General features: G+C 52.7%; 21 protein-coding genes. All 21 read left to right on the top strand.

Going from position 1 to position 22464, the window contains the following annotated elements; translation table 11 throughout:
- The first annotated feature begins 61 nt into the window (after window positions 1-61).
- Window positions 62-1129, top strand: a complete 1068-nt coding sequence (locus MYS68_RS13575) for a protein-glutamate methylesterase/protein-glutamine glutaminase (protein WP_248926354.1) — start codon at window positions 62-64, stop codon at window positions 1127-1129.
- A 67-nt stretch (window positions 1130-1196) separates the two neighbouring features.
- A complete protein-coding gene (locus tag MYS68_RS13570) occupies window positions 1197-3254 on the top strand; it encodes a chemotaxis protein CheA (RefSeq protein WP_248926353.1) in 2058 nt (685 codons plus the stop codon).
- 53 nt (window positions 3255-3307) lie between these two features.
- Window positions 3308-3769, top strand: coding sequence for a chemotaxis protein CheW (locus MYS68_RS13565; protein WP_248926352.1), 462 nt, complete (start codon window positions 3308-3310; stop codon window positions 3767-3769).
- A 37-nt stretch (window positions 3770-3806) separates the two neighbouring features.
- Window positions 3807-4394, top strand: coding sequence for a chemotaxis protein CheC (locus MYS68_RS13560; RefSeq protein ID WP_275983855.1), 588 nt, complete (start codon window positions 3807-3809; stop codon window positions 4392-4394).
- Complete coding sequence (locus tag MYS68_RS13555) at window positions 4391-4885, top strand: chemotaxis protein CheD (RefSeq protein ID WP_248926350.1); 495 nt, start codon at window positions 4391-4393, stop codon at window positions 4883-4885. Before MYS68_RS13560 ends, MYS68_RS13555 begins: the two co-directional genes overlap by 4 nt.
- A gap of 3 nt (window positions 4886-4888) precedes the next feature.
- Window positions 4889-5320, top strand: a complete 432-nt coding sequence (locus tag MYS68_RS13550) for a hypothetical protein (RefSeq protein WP_248926349.1) — start codon at window positions 4889-4891, stop codon at window positions 5318-5320.
- Window positions 5321-5337: 17 nt separating this feature from the next.
- Window positions 5338-6123: a FliA/WhiG family RNA polymerase sigma factor gene (locus MYS68_RS13545; protein ID WP_248926348.1), complete on the top strand. Its 786-nt coding sequence runs from the start codon at window positions 5338-5340 to the stop codon at window positions 6121-6123.
- A gap of 24 nt (window positions 6124-6147) precedes the next feature.
- The gene (locus tag MYS68_RS13540) at window positions 6148-7557 is read left to right on the top strand and encodes a DUF342 domain-containing protein (protein WP_248926347.1); all 1410 of its coding nucleotides are present in this window, start codon (window positions 6148-6150) and stop codon (window positions 7555-7557) included.
- Between the two features lie 35 nt (window positions 7558-7592).
- On the top strand, window positions 7593-7916 hold the full coding sequence (locus MYS68_RS13535) for a hypothetical protein (protein WP_248926346.1): 324 nt from the start codon (window positions 7593-7595) through the stop codon (window positions 7914-7916).
- 28 nt (window positions 7917-7944) lie between these two features.
- The gene (locus MYS68_RS13530) at window positions 7945-8541 is read left to right on the top strand and encodes a DUF6115 domain-containing protein (RefSeq protein WP_248926345.1); all 597 of its coding nucleotides are present in this window, start codon (window positions 7945-7947) and stop codon (window positions 8539-8541) included.
- Window positions 8534-9028, top strand: a complete 495-nt coding sequence (locus tag MYS68_RS13525; RefSeq protein ID WP_248926344.1) for an MltG/YceG/YrrL family protein — start codon at window positions 8534-8536, stop codon at window positions 9026-9028. The genes MYS68_RS13530 and MYS68_RS13525 overlap by 8 nt, the downstream gene beginning before the upstream one ends.
- Before the next feature lie 228 nt (window positions 9029-9256).
- Window positions 9257-9955 carry a 30S ribosomal protein S2 gene (gene rpsB, locus MYS68_RS13520; protein ID WP_248926343.1) on the top strand — a complete coding sequence of 233 codons (699 nt, stop codon included), beginning with the start codon at window positions 9257-9259 and terminating at the stop codon, window positions 9953-9955.
- A 96-nt stretch (window positions 9956-10051) separates the two neighbouring features.
- Complete coding sequence (tsf, locus tag MYS68_RS13515) at window positions 10052-10702, top strand: translation elongation factor Ts (protein WP_248926342.1); 651 nt, start codon at window positions 10052-10054, stop codon at window positions 10700-10702.
- Window positions 10703-10800: 98 nt separating this feature from the next.
- Window positions 10801-11520, top strand: a complete 720-nt coding sequence (pyrH, locus tag MYS68_RS13510; RefSeq protein WP_248926341.1) for a UMP kinase — start codon at window positions 10801-10803, stop codon at window positions 11518-11520.
- Between the two features lie 17 nt (window positions 11521-11537).
- Complete coding sequence (frr, locus tag MYS68_RS13505) at window positions 11538-12092, top strand: ribosome recycling factor (RefSeq protein ID WP_248926340.1); 555 nt, start codon at window positions 11538-11540, stop codon at window positions 12090-12092.
- Window positions 12093-12170: 78 nt separating this feature from the next.
- The gene (locus MYS68_RS13500; protein WP_248926339.1) at window positions 12171-12938 is read left to right on the top strand and encodes an isoprenyl transferase; all 768 of its coding nucleotides are present in this window, start codon (window positions 12171-12173) and stop codon (window positions 12936-12938) included.
- Between the two features lie 32 nt (window positions 12939-12970).
- Window positions 12971-13765, top strand: a complete 795-nt coding sequence (locus MYS68_RS13495; protein ID WP_248926338.1) for a phosphatidate cytidylyltransferase — start codon at window positions 12971-12973, stop codon at window positions 13763-13765.
- A 19-nt stretch (window positions 13766-13784) separates the two neighbouring features.
- Window positions 13785-14933, top strand: coding sequence for a 1-deoxy-D-xylulose-5-phosphate reductoisomerase (locus tag MYS68_RS13490; protein ID WP_248926337.1), 1149 nt, complete (start codon window positions 13785-13787; stop codon window positions 14931-14933).
- Between the two features lie 133 nt (window positions 14934-15066).
- Window positions 15067-16320, top strand: a complete 1254-nt coding sequence (gene rseP / locus MYS68_RS13485) for an RIP metalloprotease RseP (protein ID WP_248926336.1) — start codon at window positions 15067-15069, stop codon at window positions 16318-16320.
- A 6-nt stretch (window positions 16321-16326) separates the two neighbouring features.
- Window positions 16327-17778, top strand: a complete 1452-nt coding sequence (gene proS / locus MYS68_RS13480; protein WP_248926335.1) for a proline--tRNA ligase — start codon at window positions 16327-16329, stop codon at window positions 17776-17778.
- A gap of 207 nt (window positions 17779-17985) precedes the next feature.
- Entirely contained in the window at window positions 17986-22293 is a 4308-nt protein-coding gene (locus MYS68_RS13475) for a PolC-type DNA polymerase III (RefSeq protein ID WP_248926334.1), read from the top strand.
- Window positions 22294-22464 lie beyond the last annotated feature (171 nt).

Raw genomic sequence — 22464 nt, 5'->3', positions numbered from 1 at the left:
CGGTCAGTCCGATCTGACCCGATCAGATCTGTGGGTACGACACCGCAAAGGAGTTGAGCCAATGTCACAATATAATGTTCTAGTCGTGGACGATTCCGTGTTTATGCGCAAAATGATTTCCGATCTGATCTCGCAAGATCCTGAATTTCGCGTGGTCGATACGGCCAAAAACGGCAAAGAAGCGGTCGAGAAAACGAAGCTGCTGAATCCGCATGTGATCACCATGGATGTGGAAATGCCGGAGATGAACGGGCTGGAAGCGCTTCGCAGCATCATGGCGAACCATCCGACGCCGGTCATCATGCTGAGCAGCTTGACTCAGGAAGGTGCAGTGGAAACGATTCGCGCTCTGGAATGGGGGGCCGTCGATTTTATCACTAAACCTTCCGGATCGGTTTCGCTGGATATTTACAAGGTTCGCGATTCGCTCCTTGAGAAGCTGAGAATGGCCGTGAAAACGAATGCGAGGAAAATGTCCGCTCCGATCGCGACGCATGCGGCGGCCGCCGCCCCGATATTTAAAAAAGCGGAAGCGGGTGCGGCCGCAACGTTTTCACACCTCGTTGCGATCGGAACATCGACCGGAGGACCGCGCGCGCTTCATCAGGTGCTCTCACAAATACCGGCAAATTTTCCGGCACCGATCGTGGTCGTCCAGCATATGCCTCCCAATTTTACAAAATCGTTGTCACAGAGGCTTGATTCGATCTCCCCGATTCATGTAATGGAAGCGGAAGATGGGCTGCCTTTAAGAAGCGGGTGGGCTTACGTAGCTCCCGGCGGCATGCATATGGTCGTTGTCCGCGAGCATGGTAAGGGCTACAAGATCCGTCTTACTAAGGACGAGCCGAGATCGGGCCATCGCCCGTCCGTCGACATGCTGTTCGAATCTTTGCTTCCTCTAAAAGAGCTGCAGCGTCACATTGTACTGATGACCGGCATGGGCAGCGACGGAGCGAAGGGGATGGAGGCGTTAAAACGGGCAGGGGCCGTAACGACGATTGCCGAGTCCGAAGAAACCTGCGTGGTGTACGGGATGCCCCGCGCCGCAGTAGAGCTGGGCTGCGTGACCGACATACTGCCTCAGCAAGGTATCGCACCTCGTCTGGTCAAGGCGGTTATGAACTAAGTTAGGGGAGAGCCGCCGTCCGCAGCTCTCGGGCATACATATTTGCATAATTATGGAGGTGTACGTTTTGGAATTGAATCAATACCTTTCGATGTTTATCGACGAATCCAGAGACCATCTTCAAGCGATGAACGAAAACCTGCTCAGCTTGGAAAGCAGTCCGCAGGATATTTCTATCGTCCAAAACATTTTCCGTTCGGCCCACACGTTAAAAGGAATGTCGGCTACGATGGGCTTCGAGGATCTCGCTTCGCTTACCCACGAGATGGAAAACGTGCTAGATCTGGTGCGGAATCATAAGACGGAGATGAACCCGTTTATTTTCGATTGCTTGTTCAAAAGCTTGGACTCGCTGGAATCCATGGTTGATGACATCATTCAGGGCGGTACGGGTAAAGCCGATGTGCGGGACATTGTAGCCGCTCTGAAATCGATCGTGACCGGCGATTATGCAAAGGGCGGCGCAGCGGCCGCTGCGCCTGCGGCCCAAGCTGCGGCCGGGAAAACGGCGGATCTGGACGAATTTCAAATTTCGGTCATCAGCCAGTCCATCGAAGGCGGGCACATGGTATTTCACGTGGACGTGGCGGTGCGCGACGATTGCGTCTTAAAGGCGGCTCGAGCGTACATGGTGTTTGACGTGCTGGAACGGAACGGCGAAGTGATTAAAGCGACTCCGCCTGTCGAAGACATCGAACAGGAAAAATTTGAGAAATCATTTTCCGTTTACTACATCTCCCAACTGAATCAAGCCGATCTCGAAAAGCAAATCGGCAGCGTTTCGGAGATTGAAACGGTCAAAGTCGTTCCGATCACGGAGCAATATTTGGCCGACATGCAAAAAGCGCAGGCTCCCGCTGCCGCAGAAACTGCCGCCGCATCGGCAGCTGCTCCGGCAACCTCCGAACCGGCCGCCGCCAAAAAAGACGCGGCTCCGGCAAAAGCCGCAGGTCAAGGAGCGCCTGTGGCAAACCGCACGATCCGCGTCGATATTGAGCGTCTCGATGCGCTGATGAACTTGTTCAGTGAACTGCTCATCGACAGAGTTCGGCTGGAACAGCTCGCAAGCGAGATTCGCCGAAACGATTTGATAGAAACGGTCGAGCATATGACGCGCGTAAGCAGCGACCTGCAGAGCATCGTCATGAAGCTGCGGATGGTTCCGGTCGATACGGTATTCAACCGTTTCCCGAGAATGGTTCGCGACGTCGCCAAGACGCTCGACAAAAAAATAGATTTGGTCATCACCGGCGCCGATACGGAGCTTGACCGGACGGTCGTCGATGAAATCGGCGATCCGCTCGTCCATTTGCTGCGCAACTCCGTGGATCACGGCGTAGAGCCGCCGGCTGACCGCATTGCCGCCGGCAAACCGGAAACCGGTTCCGTATGGCTGCGTGCCTTCCATAGCGGGAACCACGTTTTCATTGAGATTGAGGACGACGGACGGGGCATCAACCGCGAGAAGGTATTGAAAACGGCGGTGAAAAACGGCGTTGTTACTCAGGATCAGGCTCCGAAACTAGCGGATGAAGAAGTGTACCAGCTGCTGTTTGCATCCGGCTTCAGCACGGCCGATAAAATTTCCGATATTTCCGGCCGGGGAGTAGGGCTCGATGTCGTGAAAACGAAAATCGAAAGCTTGGGCGGCCGCGTGCACGTACAATCCCAGTTGGGGCGCGGCACGAAGTTTTCCGTGCAGCTGCCGCTGACCTTATCGATCATCTCGGCGATGCTCGTGCGGCTCGGACCCGAGAAATATGCGATCCCGCTTTCCTCCATTGTGGAGACGGCGGCGGTCAAGCAAGATCAAATCCGTCAAGTGCACGGCAACAAGATGGTCAATTTCCGCAGCAGCGTGATTCCGCTTGTCGATACGGCACAAGTGTTCGACGTTCCGCAATCGGCGGAAGCCCGCGAATCGTCCGCGGAAATGCAGATGGTGGTGATCCGCAAGGGGGAAAAGCTTGCCGCACTGACCGTCGACGAGTTCATCGGCCAGCAGGAAATTGTTTTGAAGTCGCTGGGCAAATATTTGACGAACTTGTTTGCCATTTCCGGCGCGACGATTTTAGGAGACGGGCAAGTGGCGCTGATTGTCGATACGAACGCTTTGATTAAGTAATACACGAAGCCAGCTTTTTTGCTGGCGCAAAAAAGCTCTTAGGAGGTCCGACCATGGGAGAAGAATTAAAAGTCATCGTATTTGCTCTGGCTCATGAGGAATATGGGATTGAGGTGGAGAAAGTACGCACGATCGAAAGAATGATGCCGATGACCCGCGTGCCGAAAACGCCGGAGTTTATCAAAGGGGTTATCAATCTGCGCGGTGTCGTCGTTCCCGTGATCGATTTGCGCGGACGGTTCGGGTTTGCCGAAGCCGAGTACACGGATAATACGCGTATTATTATCGTTGCGGTAGGGGATATCGAGGTCGGTATGATCGTCGATTCGGCCAATGACGTCATCGATGTCGATTCCGACGCGATCGAAAATCCGCCGGAGATCGTCGGCGGCATCAAGGCCAAATATTTGCGCGGCATTGCGAAGATTGCGGACGATCGTCTGCTCATTCTGCTCAATTTGTCAGAGGTACTGAACAAAAGCGAAATCATCCAATTAGAACATTTAGAGGAGTAGAGACGTGGAGCCGTTTAATCAATTTGCCGAATTTCAAATGGACGTCCTGAAGGAAGTCGGAAACATCGGAGCCGGGCATGCTGCAACGGCCTTGTCCAAGCTGCTGGACAAACCGGTGGACATGCTCGTTCCCAAGGTGAGGATGGTCCCATTCGAAGAGATTGCCGATAGCGTCGGGGGAAGCGAGCAGATCGTCATAGCGATTTTTCTGCGTGTTGTAGGGGAAACTCCGGGCAACCTGTTTTTTATCCTTACCCAGGATTCCGCCAAACGATTATTGAAAAATCTGGTCGGGCTCGATGTAGTCGATGAGGAAAATTACTCGGAAATGGAACTTTCGGCGCTAAGCGAAATCGGCAATATTTTGGCCGGCTCCTACCTAACATCGCTAGCGGATTTTACAAATTTGAACATGTCTCCCACGGTGCCGTCCCTCGCTATCGACATGGCCGGCGCCATTCTCAGCTATGGATTGCTCCAATTCGGTCAAATGGGGGATCAGGCATTGCTGATCGACACGAAATTTCTCGAGGGCAACGACGCGGTGGAAGGACACTTTTTCCTGATTCCGGATCCGGAGTCGTTTGAGAAAATATTTATAGCCTTGGGAGTACACACTCCATGATTCAAGACAATCTCATCAAAGTGGGAATGGCCGACCTCAATGTCGCACACATGACCGGTGTGCTTAAAACGACAGGACTCGGATCATGTGTAGGCTTAACGCTTTACGACGCGAGGGCAAAAGTGGCGGGAATGGCTCATGTTATGCTGCCGAGCTCCGACATCGCAAGGGAGGGAACGCTGAATATCGCCAAATATGCCGATACCGCGATTCCCGAACTGATCCGCCGCATGGTGGGGCTCGGTGCCGTCAAGTCACGGATGGAGGCCAAAATGGCAGGGGGAGCACAAATGTTCGCCTTTGCCGGAAACAACGACACCATGAGAATCGGACCGAGAAACGTCGAATCGTGCAAAGATCAGCTGAAGGCTTATTCTATTCCTCTTATTGCAGAAGATACGGGCGCAAATTACGGAAGAACGATAGAATTTGATTGTGAAACCGGCATTCTGGTCATACGCAGCGTACAACAAGGGGTAAAGGAATTGTAGAAGATGATAGGATCGATTCGGTTAAATCTAGTAATAGCTTTTATTACATTCATATGCACGTTTTTGTTCTCCTTCTCCAGCAATATTTGGACGACGACGCTGCTCCGAAGCTTGTACGGCTTTGTGACGGTATTCGTGCTTGTATTTTTATTCCGCTGGGTGCTTGGTACCGTCGTTGGTTTAAATAAATTCCAATCGGGAGACGAATCCGGGGAAGGTGTCCCGGACGAAGCCGGCAAAGGCGTTAATTTGGATGTTGTAACCCCGGAGGAACAAGATTCGATTCATCAAATGCTGAAGGACAATCTTTCGCCCAAGCCGGAGCAGGAGGAGGACCCGGGATTTTCTCCGCTGAGCCCTCCCAAACTTAAGAAAAATGTAGACCTGGAACCAGAGGATTTGGCTAAGGCCTTACGTCAAATGTCTGAAGAGTAAGGATGGTGATTTCAGTCATGATTTCGAATAAATCGCATTTAGCTAACATAGACGTTTGGCGGCAATGGAAGGAGCACGGCTTGCTTGAAGCCAAACAAGCGTTGATTGAAAACTATCTGCCTCTTGTGGATTACGTATCCGGCCGGCTCGCTATCGGGCTGCCGAAAAATGTTTCCAGGGATGATTTGACCAGTTATGGTATAATGGGATTAATCGATGCGATCGAAAAGTTCGACTACGAGCGGGGACTTCAGTTCGAGACTTATGCCTCGTGGCGGATACGCGGCGCGATTATCGACGGGCTTCGTCAAGGAGACTGGGTTCCGCGCTCGGTAAGGGAGAAGGCGAAAAAAATCGAAGACGCCTATCAAAAGCTGGAGCAGCAATATTTGCGTTCCGTCACCGATGCGGAAATCAGCGCGTACCTTCAAGTGAGCGAGAACGAGTTTCAGCAGATGGTGCAGGATATCGCGGTGACGACGATCTGCTCGATCGACGACCCGATCAAAGATGAGGAGTCGGAAACAAGACTTTCATTATTGGTCGATGAAAAGGCGAAAAACCCCGAATATAAAGTCAACGAATTTTTTCTGAAGGAGACGTTGGCCAAGGCGATCGATCGTTTGACGGAAAAAGAGCGAACGGTTGTTTCGCTGTTTTATTACGAGGAGCTTTCTTTAAGTGAAATTGCCGAAGTGATGAATTTATCGCCATCGAGAATATCCCAGCTTCATTCCAAAGCGATTTTGCGTTTGAGAGGTTCCCTTGGAAGAATGAAGGTTCAATTGTTTCAAGATACATGAGCCCAAAGGGAAGGTGGCCTCAAGGTGAGCGATAACGCGTTGCCACTGCATTATTATATTTCGATATCGACATCGGACGATAAGTTGACCGCTTATTTGACCTTTAACCATCCGGACGATGATGTGAAGGTTACGGCAGACCAGTTGGAGGATTTGCTGAAAGCCAGCCGAGTTATACACGGTATCGATTACGATAAGCTGCAGCAAATAGCGAACGATCCGAAGGCATTTTGTTTTATGCAGGTGGTTGTGGCCAAAGGAGACCCTCCGATTGACGGCCAAAACGGCTACATCAAACATTTATACGATCTTGAAAATGACAACCGAAAGCCGCTTGAGCTGGAAGACGGCAAAGTGGATTTCAAAGAAGTTTCCACCATCAATAACGTGCTGAAGGGCCAATTGATCGCACAGCGGATTCCCGCCACGGAAGGAATACAAGGGCGGGCGGTAACCGGGGAAGTGATGTTCCCGAAAGCGGGCAAGGAAGCCCGGTTCAAAATCGGCAAAAACGTTGTCGTGGACAACGAACAAACGAACATGTATGCGGCGATCGACGGGATCGTGACCAAAACGGAACGGGATAAGGTCAACGTGTTTCCAATTTACGAGGTGAACGGCGATGTCGACTACGCGATCGGAAACATCGACTTTGTCGGCAATGTCGTCATCCGCGGCAGCGTTCTTCCCGGGTTTAAAATCAAGGCGGGCGGAGACATCCGCATTACGGGAGGCGTGGAAGCGGCAGAGCTGGAAGCGGGCGGCTCCATCGAAATCAGCGCCGGCATCCTGGGGCAAAACAAAGGGCTCATCAAAGCCGGCAAAAACGTGAAAAGCTCCTTTATTCAGGATGCCACCGTTGAGGCCGGCGATGAGATTGTCGTATCGCAGAGCATTATGCATTCTCATATCCGTGCCGGCAAAAATGTCATTTGCCGCGGCACGAAAGGACTCATCGTCGGCGGCGTCGTGCAGGCCGGCGAACGCGTCGTTTCACGGACTATCGGCAATTCGATGTCAACGGCTACCGTCATCGAAGTCGGCGTGCTGCCGGAGCTCAGAAACGAGCTGCAGCAGCTGCGTCTCCAGCTTAAAGCGCTGAACGAAAACTTGGAAAAAACCGAAAAAGCGCTTTCCTTGCTGGATCAATTGGCTGCCGGCGGGCAGCTTGGCCCGGATAAAATATCGATGAGAATCAAGCTGAACCATACGAAGAAGCAGGCGTTCGAGGAACAGACGGCGGCGCGGGAACGCGTGCTGGAAATCGAGAAGACGTTGGAAGACACCGAGTTGGCAAAAGTGGAAGTGAGCGGCATGATCTACGGCGGCGCCAAAATTGTGATCGGACGTTACACCAAGTTTGTAAAAGATGCGGCTCAGCGCGTCGTTTACAAACTGGTCGAAGGGGAAATTGCCACGCTTCCGATGGGATAACCAAACGGGGACTTAACCCGGCAAGGGGTGAGCGTATGAGCCTAAAGTCCATTGAAATGCAGTTTGTGCTTCATAAAAATGACGAGGTCGGGCAGATGCAAAACCAGCTGTCTCATAAACCGGTGCACGACCAAGCCGCTTTGGCGGATCAAGCTGTGAAGCAAACCGAAAAAGAACGGCAGGTCAGCGCCAAGCTGAGCGAAACATCAGGATCGACGATACACGAAGGGCTGCCTCACGATTCCGCGAGAAAGAGCAGAACCGGCGTCAAAGGCAGCAAACGGAAAGATGGGCAAGCAGCGGACAAGGAAACCGGCAAACATCCGTTTAAAGGCCATTATATCGACTTATCTCTGTAAAAATTGAAGTTGAAAAAGGTGAACTGCATTGGACCAGCCATGGATGTATATCGTGCTGATTGGACTCGTGCTCGTCGTGTACGCGAAAATATTGCCGAAATCAGCTTCGTCCTCCTCGCGGCAGAGTGCAAGCGTCAAAGAAATCGAGGAAACGATGGAGCATTTCGCGGCCGAACTGGATGAGCAAAACCAGGCAGTCATTCAGCTGTTTAACGAAACGAAGCAAAATTACGAATCGCATTTGGCCAAGCTCGCCGGCCGGCTCGAATGGCTGGAGAAGCAAAATGCCGGAATGTCGCAGGAGATCGCAAAGCTGCAAATCGCTCACGCCCAGCTCGAAAAGCAATGGCTCGCGGCATCCGCTTCCGTTTCGGCTGACCGGTTTCAGCCGGCTTCGCCGGAGATCAAGGGCGTCCCCGTTCCGCATATCGAGGATAAGCCAACCGTGAAGGAGCCGGAGCCTCCGGCCAATCTGATGAACATCCAAGAGCGCTACGCCGAATTGTTTCAGCTGTACCGCCAAGGCAAATCCGCCGATTACATTGCCAAAAAGCTGGGGATGAATAAAGGGGAAATCAGCCTAATCATTCAGCTCGCCAAACAGGAGGAGAGCTTGCGTGCTTAAAAACAAAACGCTTCTTTACGGACTGGGCAGCGGATTGGTTTTGGGGGCGATGCTCGTTCAGATGATGAACGCCGTTACGCAGGCCGCTCCAAAGGGGCCTATCGCTCCCGTTACCCCAGCCATCGACCAGCTGGATGCGAAGCAAATTAAAGAAATTGCCGCCAAATATTATCAGGTGTTCCCGAAAGAGGAGCGGGTCTATAACCAGTCCCAAGCCGATGCGCTCGTCCAGAAGCGGGTGGAGGAAGAAAAAGCGAAGCTTCCTGCTTCGCCACCGTCCCAAAAAATTTATATCTACGTGCCCAGCGGCTTCAATTCGACCCAGGTGGCGGACATGCTTTATCAGAGCGGAGTCATCACCGACCGCAAATCGTTTGAGGACGAAATAAGCAAACAAAAGCTGACCAGCAAAATCCAGGCCGGCATTCACGTATTCGAAGGGCAAACGGACATCGCTCAGGTGCTCTCCAATTTGACGTCCAAATAGCGACGGATTCCTTTGATTAAGAGGGATCCGCCGTTATTTTTTTGCGAACATCTTCTAAATGAGGCGGCTGTTGCATACAAAAGTGAGTTATGGTATAGTTATTGACGGTGTTAAACCACACACGCCGATCAATTCCAATAACGGTGCTTTCCGGTTACGGGAAGTTTTATTGCGAAGATGCGATCAGCGGCGGAAAACAAAAAACCAAATTTGAGGAGGTGTGTGAGGATGGCAGTTATCTCCATGAAACAGCTTTTGGAAGCTGGGGTACACTTCGGTCATCAGACCCGTCGTTGGAACCCGAAAATGGATCGATACATCTTCACGGAAAGAAACGGTATTTACATTATCGACCTGCAAAAAACAGTGAAAAAGGTCGAAGAAGCGTACAACTTCGTTAAATCGGTTGCCGAAGAGAACGGAACGATTTTGTTCGTAGGTACAAAGAAGCAGGCGCAAGATTCCGTTAAGGAAGAAGCTGAGCGCTGCGGCATGTACTACATCAACCAACGCTGGTTGGGTGGTACGCTGACTAACTTCGCAACGATTCAAAAGCGGATCGATCGTCTCCGTACTTTGGAGAAGTGGGAAGAGGACGGCACGTTCGAAGTGCTGCCTAAGAAAGAAGTCATTATTCTTCGCAAAGAAAAAGAACGCCTCGAGAAATTCCTCGGCGGCATCAAAGGCATGAAAGGTCTTCCGAGCGCACTGTTCGTCATCGATCCCCGCAAAGAGCGCATCGCTGTTGCCGAAGCCCGCAAGCTCGGCATCCCGATCGTCGGCATCGTTGACACCAACTGCGATCCGGACGAAATCGATTATGTCATTCCGGGCAACGACGACGCAATTCGCGCCGTTAAGCTGCTGACAGCGAAAATCGCAGATGCCGTGATCGAAGCTCATCAAGGCGAGCAAACAACGGCTTAATAAATAGGAAAAGGGTGGTCGGAAGGTGAAAAACCTGTCACCGCCCTTTTTTTAAAGTACATATAATAAAGCACAAAATATCAGGAGGTCCATACCATGGCAATTTCCCCAGCAGCGGTAAAAGAACTGCGCGAAAAAACCGGCGCAGGTATGCTTGATTGTAAAAAAGCGTTAGAAGAAGCAAACGGCGACATCACGAAAGCTTCCGAAATTTTGCGTGAAAAAGGACTTGCTGCGGCAGCTAAAAAGTCCGGCCGTATCGCCACCGAAGGTTTGGTCGAATCTTATATCCACGGCTCCGGCCGCATCGGCGTTTTGGTTGAAGTTAACTGCGAAACCGACTTCGTGGCCAAGACCGACCAGTTCAAGGAGTTTGTCAGAGACATCGCGATGCAAATCGCCGCGGCGAGCCCGCTGTATGTTCGCCGTGAGGAAGTTCCGGCCGAAGCTCTTGACAAAGAACGCGAAATCTTGAAAGCTCAAGCTTTGAACGAAGGCAAGCCGGCACACATCGTTGACAAAATGGTGGAAGGCCGGATCGGTAAATACTACGAAGAATACTGCTTGCTTGAGCAATCGTTCATCAAGGATCCGGACAAAACGATTCAAACGCTGCTGAACGAGAAAATCGCTACAATCGGCGAAAACATCTCAATTCGCCGCTTCGTTCGTTTCGAACTCGGAGAAGGCCTTGAGAAGAAGCAAGAAAACTTCGCGGAAGAAGTTATGTCGCAAGTGAACCTGTAATAGGATGACCAAAAGAGGGAACACCTGAGTGTTCCTTCTTTTTTAGAAGCGTGTAAGAACGAGCAGGCGTCTTTTTTGGCGAAACGGAGGTAGACAGAGTGGAACGTCCAATATATAAACGCATCGTACTGAAACTGAGCGGAGAAGCGCTCGCCGGGCAGCTTGGCTACGGTATCGATTCCGAGATGATTACCACGACGGCTCAGCAGGTGAAGCAAGTCGTTGATATGAACGTGGAAGTGGCCGTCGTCGTTGGCGGAGGCAACATTTGGAGAGGCATCGCCGGCAGCAAGAAAGGAATGGACCGGGCGACGGCCGATTACATGGGCATGCTCGCCACTGTCATGAACGCTCTGGCTCTGCAGGATGCACTCGAAGCCATCGACGTGCCGACACGGGTGATGACCTCGATCTCGATGCAGCAGGTGGCCGAGCCGTACATTCGCCGGCGCGCGATTCGCCACTTGGAGAAAGGGCGAGTCGTCATTTTTGCCGCGGGTACGGGCAATCCGTTTTTCTCGACGGATACGACTGCGGCTCTGCGCGCGGCGGAAATCGAAGCGGAAGTCATTTTGATGGCGAAAAACAAGGTGGACGGCGTATACTCGGCAGATCCTTTCAAGGACGCATCGGCGGAAAAATTCGAAACGCTTACCTATATGGAAGTGCTCAGCCGGAATTTGGGCGTGATGGACTCGACCGCTTCGTCGCTTTGTATGGATAACAACATTCCGCTCATTGTGTTCTCGATTACGGAAAACGGGAACATTAAACGTGTGGTGCAAGGTGAAAAAATCGGAACGATCGTGAAAGCATAAAAGGGGAGTGTATCGTCATGCCGCAATCGATCAAAAAAAATGCGGAAGAACGTATGGATAAAGCTTTGAACGCGCTGAAAAAAGAGCTGGCGAGCCTGAGGGCCGGCCGCGCGACCCCGGCGCTGCTCGACCGGGTGCAGGTGGAATATTACGGCGCAATGACGCCGGTCAACCAGCTCGCCAACATCAACACGCCGGACTCCCGCACGCTGATGATTCAGCCGTGGGATAAATCGTCGGTAGCCGCGATCGAAAAGGCGATCTTGAAATCCGACCTCGGTCTGACCCCGTCGAATGACGGCACATCCATCCGGATTACGATTCCGGCGCTGACCGAAGAACGCCGCGCCGAGCTCGTCAAAATGACGAAAAAGTTCGGTGAAGAGGCCAAAGTGGCGATCCGCAACATCCGCCGCGACGCCAACGACGAGATCAAAAAGCTGGAGAAAAACGGCATTTCGGAAGACGAGTCCCGGCGTCATCAAGATGACGTGCAGAAATTTACGGACAAGTTCGTCGCGGAAGTCGATAAAATTTTGGCGGCTAAAGAAAAGGAAATTATGGAAGTTTAACGATAAGGTCCCCCTTGAGCTTAAGGGGGTTTTTAGTCTTTCAGGTTTTTGAGTCTTTCCTTACTGGGGGCAAGCACGATGAATCCATGGAAAAAATGGTTTGGAAGCAAAGAACCGTTGGAGAACACGGTTCCGGAGCTTGATACTGATAACATTCCAAACCATGTCGCCGTCATTATGGACGGCAACGGCCGCTGGGCCCAGAAACGGGGCCTGCCCCGCGTAGCGGGTCATCACTCCGGGATGAAAAACGTCAAAAAAATTACGATGGCGGCGAACGAAATCGGGGTCAAGGTGCTGACCTTGTATGCTTTTTCGACGGAAAACTGGAAACGGCCGCGGGAAGAAGTCGATTATTTGATGAAGCTGCCGCTCGAATTTTTTCCGAAGGAAATCGACGAGCTCATTCAAAACAACGTGCAAATCCGCATGACCGGCTGGGAGGAAGGTTTGCCCGAATACACGCTCAAGGCCGTTCGCGACGCGATTGAGCTGACGAGAAACAATACCGGACTTATTTTGAATTTCGCATTAAATTACGGCAGCCGAAAGGAAATGCTGCTCGGCATGAAAAAGATGATGGAAGACATCGGGCAAGGACGTTTGTCCATGAACGATGTGGATGATCAGGCTTTCTCCCGATACCTGCTGACCTCCGATTTGCCGGATCCGGATTTGATGATTCGCACGAGCGGCGAGCTGAGAATCAGCAATTTCATGTTATGGCAGCTCGCTTATTCCGAGCTTTGGTTTACCGACGCATTTTGGCCGGAATTTACCGAAAATCATTTTTTTGAAGCGATCAAAGAGTACCAGCGACGGGCTCGGCGATACGGCGGTTTATAAGACAATAGGCAATAAAACTTGGAGGAATCGCATTGAAACAGCGTATCGTAACGGGCGTTATGGCCGGAGCGTTGTTTATCGCCTTATTGGTGCTGGGCAGTTATTGGTTTGCCGGGCTAATCATGCTGATGGCGGCGATCGGCTATCAAGAATTTATAAAAATGAACGGCCTTCATTCGTTCCGGCTTACCGGCGGGATCGGAATGTTGGGCGTCATCGCTCTTGTCGTGCCCTGGAACGCCTGGGGGCTCGATCCGGAACAGGTAATGTCGGGCATTGCCTGGTGGATTTTATTCCTTGTACTTGCGATAACCGTCCTGTCGAAAAACAAAGTGACGATCGATCACGCTGCCATGTATTTTATCGGCATCGTGTATGTCGGCTTCGGCTTTCACTATATGATTGCGACGAGAATGCTGGCGGACGGGCTTTTTTGGACGTTCCTCGTATTTCTGTGCATTTGGGCTACCGACTCCGGGGCCTATTTCACGGGAAGTGCGATTGGCAAACATCCGCTTTGGCCGACGATCAGCCCGAAAAAATCGATCGAGGGAGCTTTGGGCGGCATTGTATTATCCGTTCTTGTGGCACTCGTTTTCGCTTATGCGAAGCCGCAGCTGCTTTCGATGGGACAAGCGGTCGTTCTCGGGGGCGTTATCTCCGTTGTCGGCCAACTCGGGGATCTGATGCAATCGGCTTATAAAAGGGTAAAAGGAATTAAGGATACCGGAGCGATTTTACCGGGGCACGGCGGGATACTGGATCGGACGGACAGTTGGCTGATCGTATTTCCGGCCGTACATCTGCTGTCGCTGATTCCTCAATAAAAAAGGTCCGAGGTGAACGATGAAACGGGTATCGATATTAGGCTCAACCGGTTCAATCGGCACGCAGACGCTCGACGTCATCTCGCATCATCCCGGGCGTTTTGCGGTTGAAGCGCTGGCCGGAGGACAAAACGTTCCACTTTTGGTGGAGCAAGCGAAGCGGTTTCGGCCGAAAAAAGTATCGGTGGCGTCAAAGGAGCTTGCCGCTGAAATCAAAGGCCAGCTGCCTTCCGGCACGGAGGTGCTGTACGGGGAGGAAGGGCTGATCGAAGCCGCCGCGGGAACCGAAGCGGATTATGTCGTAACCGCTATCGTGGGCAGCCTCGGTCTCCGTCCGACGCTGGCCGCCATCGAGGCGGGCAAGGCGATCGGGCTCGCCAATAAGGAAACGCTGGTCAGCGCCGGGCATCTTGTCACAGAGCTCGCGCAAAAACGCGGCGTCAAGCTGCTGCCGATCGATAGCGAACACTCCGCGATTTTTCAATGTTTGAACGGCGAAGATTTATCGCGCATTCGGAAAATCACGTTAACGGCATCCGGAGGTTCGTTCCGCGACCGCACGCGCGCCGAACTTACGCATGTGACGGTGGAGGATGCATTGAAGCATCCCAACTGGTCGATGGGCGCCAAAATCACGATCGATTCGGCCACGATGGTCAACAAAGGCCTCGAAGTCATTGAAGCGCACTGGCTGTTCGGCGCGTCGTACGACGATATCGAGGTGATCATTCATCCGGAAAGCATCGTCCATTCGTTCGTCGAGTTCGTCGACCACAGCATCATCGCGCAGCTTGGCAACCCCGATATGAGGGTGCCTATCCAATATGCGCTTACATATCCGGATCGGCTGCACACGCCGACAAAACCGCTCGATTTGACCGAACTGGGCAAACTGCATTTTCGCAAAATGGATTTCAGCCGTTTTCCATGCTTGAAGATGGCGTTTGACAGCGGACGCAGCGGCGGGACGGCGACGACCGTATTCAACGCGGCCAACGAAGTGGCGGTTGCCCGCTTTTTGCAAGGAGAAATCCGCTTTCTGCAAATCGAGGAAATCATTTATGAAACCCTCGCCGCACATCAGGCGACGGCAAATCCGTCGCTGGATGAAATTATTGAGGCGGACGCGTGGGCAAGGCAGCGCGCCGAGGCGTGGAAATCCCTCTAATACAAGCATCTTTTTCGCCGGTTTGTAATAAGTTCTTAACAACGGTTTGCTTGTATTATATTCGTAAATAATGTTAATCTAAGAACATGCTCGCAGCATGAGGATACTTACGAATTGAAGGAGGACCTGCCGCTTGTCGACGATACAAATCGCCTTTCAGATTGTACTGATGTTTTTTGTGCTGGTATCGATTCACGAATGGGGACACTTTTATTTCGCCAAACGCGCCGGCATATTGGTCCGCGAATTTGCGATCGGTTTTGGGCCGAAGCTGTTTTCCTTTAAAAAAGGAGAAACGCGTTATACGCTGCGGCTGCTGCCGATCGGAGGATTTGTACGGATGGCGGGCGAGGACCCGGAAATCATTCAGATTCATCCCGGTCAGACGATCGGAGTTCGTCTCATGAATAGGGAAATTACGCATATTTACGTCGATCAGCTGGACCGGCTTACGGATGCTCTGATCGGCACCGTGGAACAAATCGATCTGGAGAGAGATTTGTTCATCAAACTGAACGTTAATGAGGAAATCAGCCGCCTGCCTGTGCATCCGCAGGCGATGATGATCAGCAAGGGACGGGAGACGCAGATTGCTCCGTGGAACAGGCAGTTCGGCAGCAAAACGGTCGGCCAACGCGCTTTGTCGATCGTGGCCGGGCCGGTAATGAACTTTTTGCTTGCCTTTGTGCTGTTTATTACGGTTGTGTTTATGACGGGCATTCCCGCGAGCGTAAAGGTCAGCAGCGTTAACCCGGGGTCACCGGCGGAAAAAGCCGGCTTGCAGGCAGGGGATATCATCGTTTCGGTCAACCACGAGCCGATCGGAACGGATAGCTCCAAGCTGACTTCTTTAATCAAACAATCGGTGAACAAGCCGATGGTATGGGTTATCGAACGCAATCAGGAACAACTGCGCAAGGACATCACGCCGGAGGACAAGGGCGGCGGTCTCGTCGGAGTAGTTTTGATGCACGGTTACCGGAGTGCAAGTCCGATGGAAGGGCTGCGCTACGGCGGAGTTAACATGGTAAACGCGACGGTTTCGATTCTGGACAGCTTTGCCAAGCTGGCCACGTTGCAGTTCAAGATGGAAGATCTCGGCGGGCCTGTACGGATCGTCGAATTTACGAGCGAGCAGGCGGAAGCCGGATTTGCTCAGTACATCTTTTGGGCCGGGCTGCTCAGCCTTTACCTTGGCCTCTTTAACCTGCTGCCGTTTCCGGCGCTGGACGGAAGCCGCCTCGTTTTTCTCGGGTTTGAGGCGATCCGGGGCAAGCCGGTCGATCCGAGCCGCGAAAGCATGGTGCATTTTGTCGGATTCGCCATGCTGATGCTGCTGATGATTGCAGTGACGTATAACGATATTTTACGGTTGATGAAAGGGTAGTTGCGGATGGCAAGCGAAAAGGATAAGCAGTTTGTAAAGGAAATTACGCCGCAGAGCGAAGACTTTTCCCGCTGGTATATCGATGTGATCAAAAAAGCCGACCTGATGAGTTACTCCCCGGTTCGAGGCTGTATCGTGTTCAAGCCGGACGGTTACGAAATTTGGGAATTGATCCAAAAGGAATTGGATGCTAGATTTAAAGAGACGGGACACCGCAACGCCTATTTCCCGATGTTTATTCCGGAGAGCTTCTTCCAGAAGGAGAAGGAGCATGTGGAAGGCTTTAATCCCGAGCTGCCTTGGGTAACCGAGGCGGGCGGGGAGAAGCTTGAGGAGCGCCTGGCGATCCGCCCGACATCGGAAACGATGATCGGTCATATGTATTCCGAATGGATCAATTCGTACCGCGATTTGCCGGTGCTTATCAACCAGTGGGCCAATGTGGTGCGTTGGGAAAAGAGGACCCAGCCGTTTTTGCGGACAAGCGAATTTTTGTGGCAGGAAGGCCACACGGCGCACGAGGACGAGGCGGATGCGCGCCGCGAAACGATGCAAATGCTGGAGATTTACCGCGATTTTGCCGAGAACTATTTAGCGATTCCGGTCATCATGGGGCAAAAGACGCCGTCGGAAAAATTCGCCGGCGCCGTCGATACATACTCGATCGAAGCGATGATGAAGGACGGTAAGGCGGTGCAGGCGGGAACGTCGCATTATTTGGGAACGAATTTCGCCGTAGCGTTCGATATCAAGTATCTTGATCGCGAAAATCAGCATCAATACTGCCATACGACCTCTTGGGGGGTCAGCACACGCCTGATCGGCGCACTCATCATGGTGCACGGCGACGACCGCGGTCTCGCATTGCCGCCGAAGGTGGCGCCGACGCAAGTGGTGATCATCCCGATCGGCCCTCCGAAGACGAGGGAGCAGGTGCTGGCCAAAACGGACGAGCTGTTCTTTCAGCTCAAAAAAGCCGGCATCCGCGTCAAAGTGGACGACCGCGATCAGAGCCCGGGATGGAAGTTCAACGAATACGAGATGCGCGGCGTACCGGTTCGCGTCGAGCTCGGGCCGCGCGATATGGAAAACGGACAAGTCGTGCTTGTTTCCCGAATCAGCGGGGAAAAACGCGTCGTCGCTCAAGCTGATTTCGTATCCGAAGTCCAAAAGATGCTGGAGGAGATTCATCAGCAAATGTTCGAGCGGGCGAAGCAGTTCCGCGACGAACACTTCGGCTCCGTCGATTCGCTCGACGAGATGAAGCAATTCCTTGACGAAAAGCGCGGCTTCCTGCTTGCCGGTTGGTGCGGTTCCGCAGCCTGCGAAGCGCAGGTGAAGGAAGAAACCGGTGCTACGAGCCGGAATATACCTTTCGAGCCGGCGGAGCATAAATCAAAATGTTTGGTCTGCGGGGAACAGGCCGAGCACACGGTCGTTTTTGGCCGGGCGTATTAAAAGGGCTTAAAGTCCGGTGAAAACGGATCGCTGCAGGTGCGGATCGTTCCTCTTCAATCAAAGAACGATTCGCCCTCGGTTTTCGTCGATCGCCGGGTCTTCAGCCCTTTTTGTTTTTAATACGGGGGCTCCCTCGAAAGTACCCGGACTACGCTGCAAAGGCTGGCGTCACTTTTGGGGGATTGTTTAAAAGGGGAGAGGACATGCATGAGCAACTTGGCTGTCAAACGGGAGCGTTTCGAGATGCTGATGAAGCACTCGCAGGTTCCTTCCGAAGTGATCGATTCATTTTTCTCGGACGGTTATATCGATAAGGTGGAAGTCAGCCGGAAAAACAAAGATTGGACGTTTTACATCGTTAAAAACACAATTGTTCCTCAAGACGTGTACCTCAGCTTTTGCCGAATGATCCGCGACAAGTTCACTCATATCGCGAAAATTCATTTTATTTTGCAGTTTACCGAAGAGGTGGACCGCGCGGCGGTCGCCGAGCAGTATTGGGGTTTGTTTCTCGAATGGATTCAGCGCGAGCCGGTTTCCGTCAACGGCTGGCTCATGAAGGCGAAAATCGAGGCGCAGGGGAACGTCATCACGCTGCTGCTGCTCGACCAGATCGGCCTTGAGCTCGCGAAGAAGAAAAACATTCAGCAATTCATTCATACATTTTATAGCAAATATTTTTCGCTTGATTACCAGATTCGTTTGGCGGTGAACACGTCGACCGAAGAGGTGTTCGAGCAGTTCGCCAAGCAGATCGAAGAAGAAGAGAAAGAAGTTTCGCAGGTCATCATGACATCGAGCTTCAGCGAGCCGGAGGAGGAGAGTTTGCCGGAGGCCGACCTGAAACTGATGATCGGCTATGAAATCAAAGATCCGCCTGTGCCGCTGCAAGAAATCAAGGACGAGGAGAAGAAGGTCGTCCTGCAGGGTATGGTGTTCGGCCTGGAATCGAAAGAGCTGAGAAACGGCAGCACGCTGTTTACTTTTAACATAACGGATTTTACCGATTCATTGATGATGAAATGCTTCGCTAAAACAAAGGAAGATTTGAAGATTTTAAGCTTGCTGGCCAACGGCAAGTGGGTTAAGGTGCGCGGCCGCGTCGAGTACGACCGGTTCATGCAGGTGCCTGAGCTTGTGATGATCCCGTCCGATCTCAATGAGGTGGTAGCCCCGCCGGACCGTAAAGACGATGCCGAGGAAAAACGCGTCGAATTTCATCTGCATACGACAATGAGCACGATGGACGCGGTTACGCCGGTCGATCAGTACATCAAAACCGCTGCCAAATGGGGGCATAAAGCGATCGCGATCACCGACCACGGCGGCGTTCAGTCGTTCCCGGAGGCCAACCATGCTGCGCATAAATACGGCATCAAAGTGATTTACGGCGTGGAAGCGAATGTGGTCAATGACGCGGTCCCGATCGTGCTGAACCCGGTCGATATGGACATCCGCGAAGGGACGTACGTCATTTTCGACATCGAGACGACCGGTTTGTCGGTGACCAGCAACAAGATCATCGAGCTCGCCGGCGTTAAAATGCAGGACGGCAAAGAAATCGACCGCTTCGCGACGTTTATCGATCCGCATGAAAAAATACCTTACAACATTCAGCAGCTGACGAACATTACCGACGATATGGTGCGCGGCGCGCCCGAGCTCAAAGACAAGCTGCCCGAATTTATCGAGTTTGTCGGCGATGCGGTGCTTGTGGCGCACAATGCCCGTTTCGACATCGGCTTTATTCAAGCCAACCTGAAGCAGCTCGGGCTGCCGGAGGTCACCAATCCGGTGCTCGATACGCTGGAGCTGGCGCGTTTCCTGTTTCCGTCGATGAAAAACCACCGTCTGAACACGCTCACCGATAAATTCAAGGTCAGCCTGGATAACCACCACCGAGCCATCGACGACTCGATTGCGCTCGGCCACGTGTTGTTCCATCTGATCAAGGAAGCGGCGGACCGCGGCATCGTCAATCTAAACCGCCTTAACGATAACGTCGGCAAAGATTTGACCAACCAGCGTCCGTTCCACTGCTGCATTTATGCAAAAAACGCGATCGGCAAGAAAAACCTGTTCAAGCTCATCTCGCTTTCACATACCCAATATTTCCACCGAGTCGCTTGTATTCCGAAAAGCAAGCTGCAGGAGATGCGCGAAGGGCTACTCATCGCATCGGGCTGCGAGAAAGGCGAATTTTATGAGACGGTGTTGAACAAATCGGTCGAGGAAGCCGAGCAGGTGGCGGAGTTTTATGATGTGCTGGAAATACAGCCCGTTTGCGTCAACATGCATCTTGTGGAAAAAGGGCTCGTCGGCAGCAAGGAGCAGCTGGAGGAAACGAACCGCCGCATCTGCGAGATCGGCTACAAGCTGAACAAGCGGGTGATCGCTACCGGCAACGTGCATTACCTGCATCCGCGGGAAAAAATATTCCGCGACATCACGATCCACGGCATCACCGGCTTCAGCCCGCTGAAGGAAATTCGCAAGCCGGACGTGCATTTTCGCACGACGAAGGAGATGCTGGAGGAATTCGCGCACCTGGGCAAAGACAAAGCCTATGAAGTCGTCGTGAAAAACACGAGCGAGCTGGCGGATGAGTTCGAGGAAATCGAGCTGTTCCCTTCCAAGCTGTTTACGCCGATTATCGAGGGTGCCGAAGAGGAAATCCGCACGAAGTGCTACGATACCGCCAAGCGGATGTACGGCGAGGAGCTGCCGGAGGTTGTGACCGCCCGGCTGGAAAAAGAACTCGTGCCGATTATCAAATACGGCTTCTCGGCGAACTATTTGATTTCCGAGCGGCTTGTGAAAAAGTCCAATGAGGACGGTTATCTCGTCGGCTCGCGGGGATCGGTCGGCTCGTCCGTCGTCGCAATGTTCCTCGGCATCTCCGAGGTTAACCCGCTGCCGCCGCATTATTTATGCAAAGATTGCCAATATGCCGAATGGTTTCTCGACGGGTCGGTTCCTTCCGGCTTCGACCTGCCGGATAAAGATTGTCCGAAGTGCGGCAGCAGGCTGAAAGGCGACGGGCAGGACATTCCGTTCGAGACGTTCCTGGGCTTTAAGGGCGACAAGGTGCCCGATATCGACCTTAACTTTTCCGGCGAATACCAGCCTCATGCGCATAACTATACGAAGGTGCTGTTCGGCGAAAAAAGCGTATTCCGCGCCGGTACGATCGGTACGGTGGCGGAAAAGACGGCGTTTGGCTTCGTGAAAAAATACGAGGAAGACCAAGGCAAGAAGTGGCGCGGGGCGGAGCTGAACCGGCTCGCCTTGGGATGCACCGGCGTCAAGCGGAGCACGGGTCAGCACCCGGGAGGGATCGTCGTCGTGCCGGATTACATCGAGGTGGACGACATCACGCCGGTCCAGTATCCGGCGGACGATACGAGCGCCGATTGGAAGACGACGCATTTCGATTACCACGCGTTTGATGCGAACCTGCTCAAGCTCGATATACTCGGTCACGATGATCCGACGATGATGCGGATGCTGCAGGATTTGACAGGGGTCGATCCGACGACGATCCCGATGAACGACCCGAAGGTTATGAGCATGTTTAACTCGGTAGAGGCTCTCGGAGTCACGCCGGAGCAGATCCGCACTCCTGTGGCGACATACGGCGTGCCGGAGATGGGTACGAAGTTCGTGCGGCAAATGCTTGAAGAGGCGCAGCCGTCCAGCTTTGCCGACCTGCTGCAAATATCGGGTCTGTCCCATGGTACCGGTGTTTGGCTCGATAACGCTCAAGAGCTGATCAAGAAAGGCATCTGTACGATCAAAACGGTTATCGGCTGCCGCGACGACATCATGCTGTATTTGATCTATAAAGCGGGAATGGACGCCGCGCTGGCGTTTAAAATTACGGAAAGCGTACGTAAGGGTAAAGGTCTCACCGACGAGTGGAAGGAAGAAATGAAGAAGTGCAAAGTGCCGCAATGGTACATCGATTCGTGTGAGAAAATCCAGTACATGTTCCCGAAGGCGCACGCCGCCGCTTACGTCATATCCGCGGTGCGCACCGCCTACTTCAAGCTGTATCATCCGATTGAATTTTACGCGACCTACTTCAGCGTGCGGGCGACCGATTTCGAGCTCGAGACGCTGTGCCAAGGCTATGACGCCATCTTGAAGCGGCTGCTTGAGATCGAGGAAAAGGCATTCCAGGCGACTCCGAAAGAAAAAGCGATGGTGTCGATCCTCGAGATGGCGCTTGAGATGACCGCCCGCGGTTTCAGCTTCAAGCCGCTCGATCTGTACAAATCGCATGCGACGAAATTTCTCGTCGACGGCGACTCGCTTATCCCGCCGTTTTCGGCGGTCGCCGGCATCGGCGAAAACGCGGCGAAAAGCATCGCCGCCGCCAAAGACGATGGCCCGTTCCTGTCGATCGAAGATTTCCAGCAGCGCAGTAAAGCTTCGAAAACGATCGTCGAGCTGCTTACCCAAATGGGCTGCTTCCGCGGTTTACCGGAGTCGAATCAATTGTCGTTGTTTTAGACCCCCTAAACAAGATGACCGAGCGTCACAATGGGGAATGAAAATGGGCGCCATCGTCTATTTTCCCATCAAATCCCCCTGACAGGGGGACCCCAGGCGCTTGCGCCCTGGACCCGCCCTTATGGAGGGAGTGCTCGCTACTAGGTCGCGTTTGTCCGGCATGGATTTTTT

Origin of the sequence: Paenibacillus hamazuiensis, from assembly GCF_023276405.1 — a bacterium.
Taxonomy (GTDB): Bacteria; Bacillota; Bacilli; order Paenibacillales; family NBRC-103111; genus Paenibacillus_AF; species Paenibacillus_AF hamazuiensis.
This window is presented reverse-complemented; position numbering and strand designations above follow the sequence as displayed.

What these genes read in the sequence shown, in the direction of transcription:
- frr (WP_248926340.1), top strand. Translation starts at nt 11,538, where the DNA reads ATGCCGCAATCGATCAAAAAAAATGCGGAAGAACGTATGGATAAAGCT.
- MYS68_RS13475 (WP_248926334.1), top strand. Translation starts at nt 17,986, where the DNA reads ATGAGCAACTTGGCTGTCAAACGGGAGCGTTTCGAGATGCTGATGAAG.
- MYS68_RS13535 (WP_248926346.1), top strand. Translation starts at nt 7,593, where the DNA reads ATGAGCCTAAAGTCCATTGAAATGCAGTTTGTGCTTCATAAAAATGAC.
- proS (WP_248926335.1), top strand. Translation starts at nt 16,327, where the DNA reads ATGGCAAGCGAAAAGGATAAGCAGTTTGTAAAGGAAATTACGCCGCAG.
- MYS68_RS13560 (WP_275983855.1), top strand. Translation starts at nt 3,807, where the DNA reads ATGGACGTCCTGAAGGAAGTCGGAAACATCGGAGCCGGGCATGCTGCA.
- MYS68_RS13545 (WP_248926348.1), top strand. Translation starts at nt 5,338, where the DNA reads ATGATTTCGAATAAATCGCATTTAGCTAACATAGACGTTTGGCGGCAA.
- MYS68_RS13565 (WP_248926352.1), top strand. Translation starts at nt 3,308, where the DNA reads ATGGGAGAAGAATTAAAAGTCATCGTATTTGCTCTGGCTCATGAGGAA.
- tsf (WP_248926342.1), top strand. Translation starts at nt 10,052, where the DNA reads ATGGCAATTTCCCCAGCAGCGGTAAAAGAACTGCGCGAAAAAACCGGC.
- rpsB (WP_248926343.1), top strand. Translation starts at nt 9,257, where the DNA reads ATGGCAGTTATCTCCATGAAACAGCTTTTGGAAGCTGGGGTACACTTC.
- MYS68_RS13490 (WP_248926337.1), top strand. Translation starts at nt 13,785, where the DNA reads ATGAAACGGGTATCGATATTAGGCTCAACCGGTTCAATCGGCACGCAG.
- MYS68_RS13550 (WP_248926349.1), top strand. Translation starts at nt 4,889, where the DNA reads ATGATAGGATCGATTCGGTTAAATCTAGTAATAGCTTTTATTACATTC.
- MYS68_RS13555 (WP_248926350.1), top strand. Translation starts at nt 4,391, where the DNA reads ATGATTCAAGACAATCTCATCAAAGTGGGAATGGCCGACCTCAATGTC.
- MYS68_RS13500 (WP_248926339.1), top strand. Translation starts at nt 12,171, where the DNA reads ATGAATCCATGGAAAAAATGGTTTGGAAGCAAAGAACCGTTGGAGAAC.
- MYS68_RS13575 (WP_248926354.1), top strand. Translation starts at nt 62, where the DNA reads ATGTCACAATATAATGTTCTAGTCGTGGACGATTCCGTGTTTATGCGC.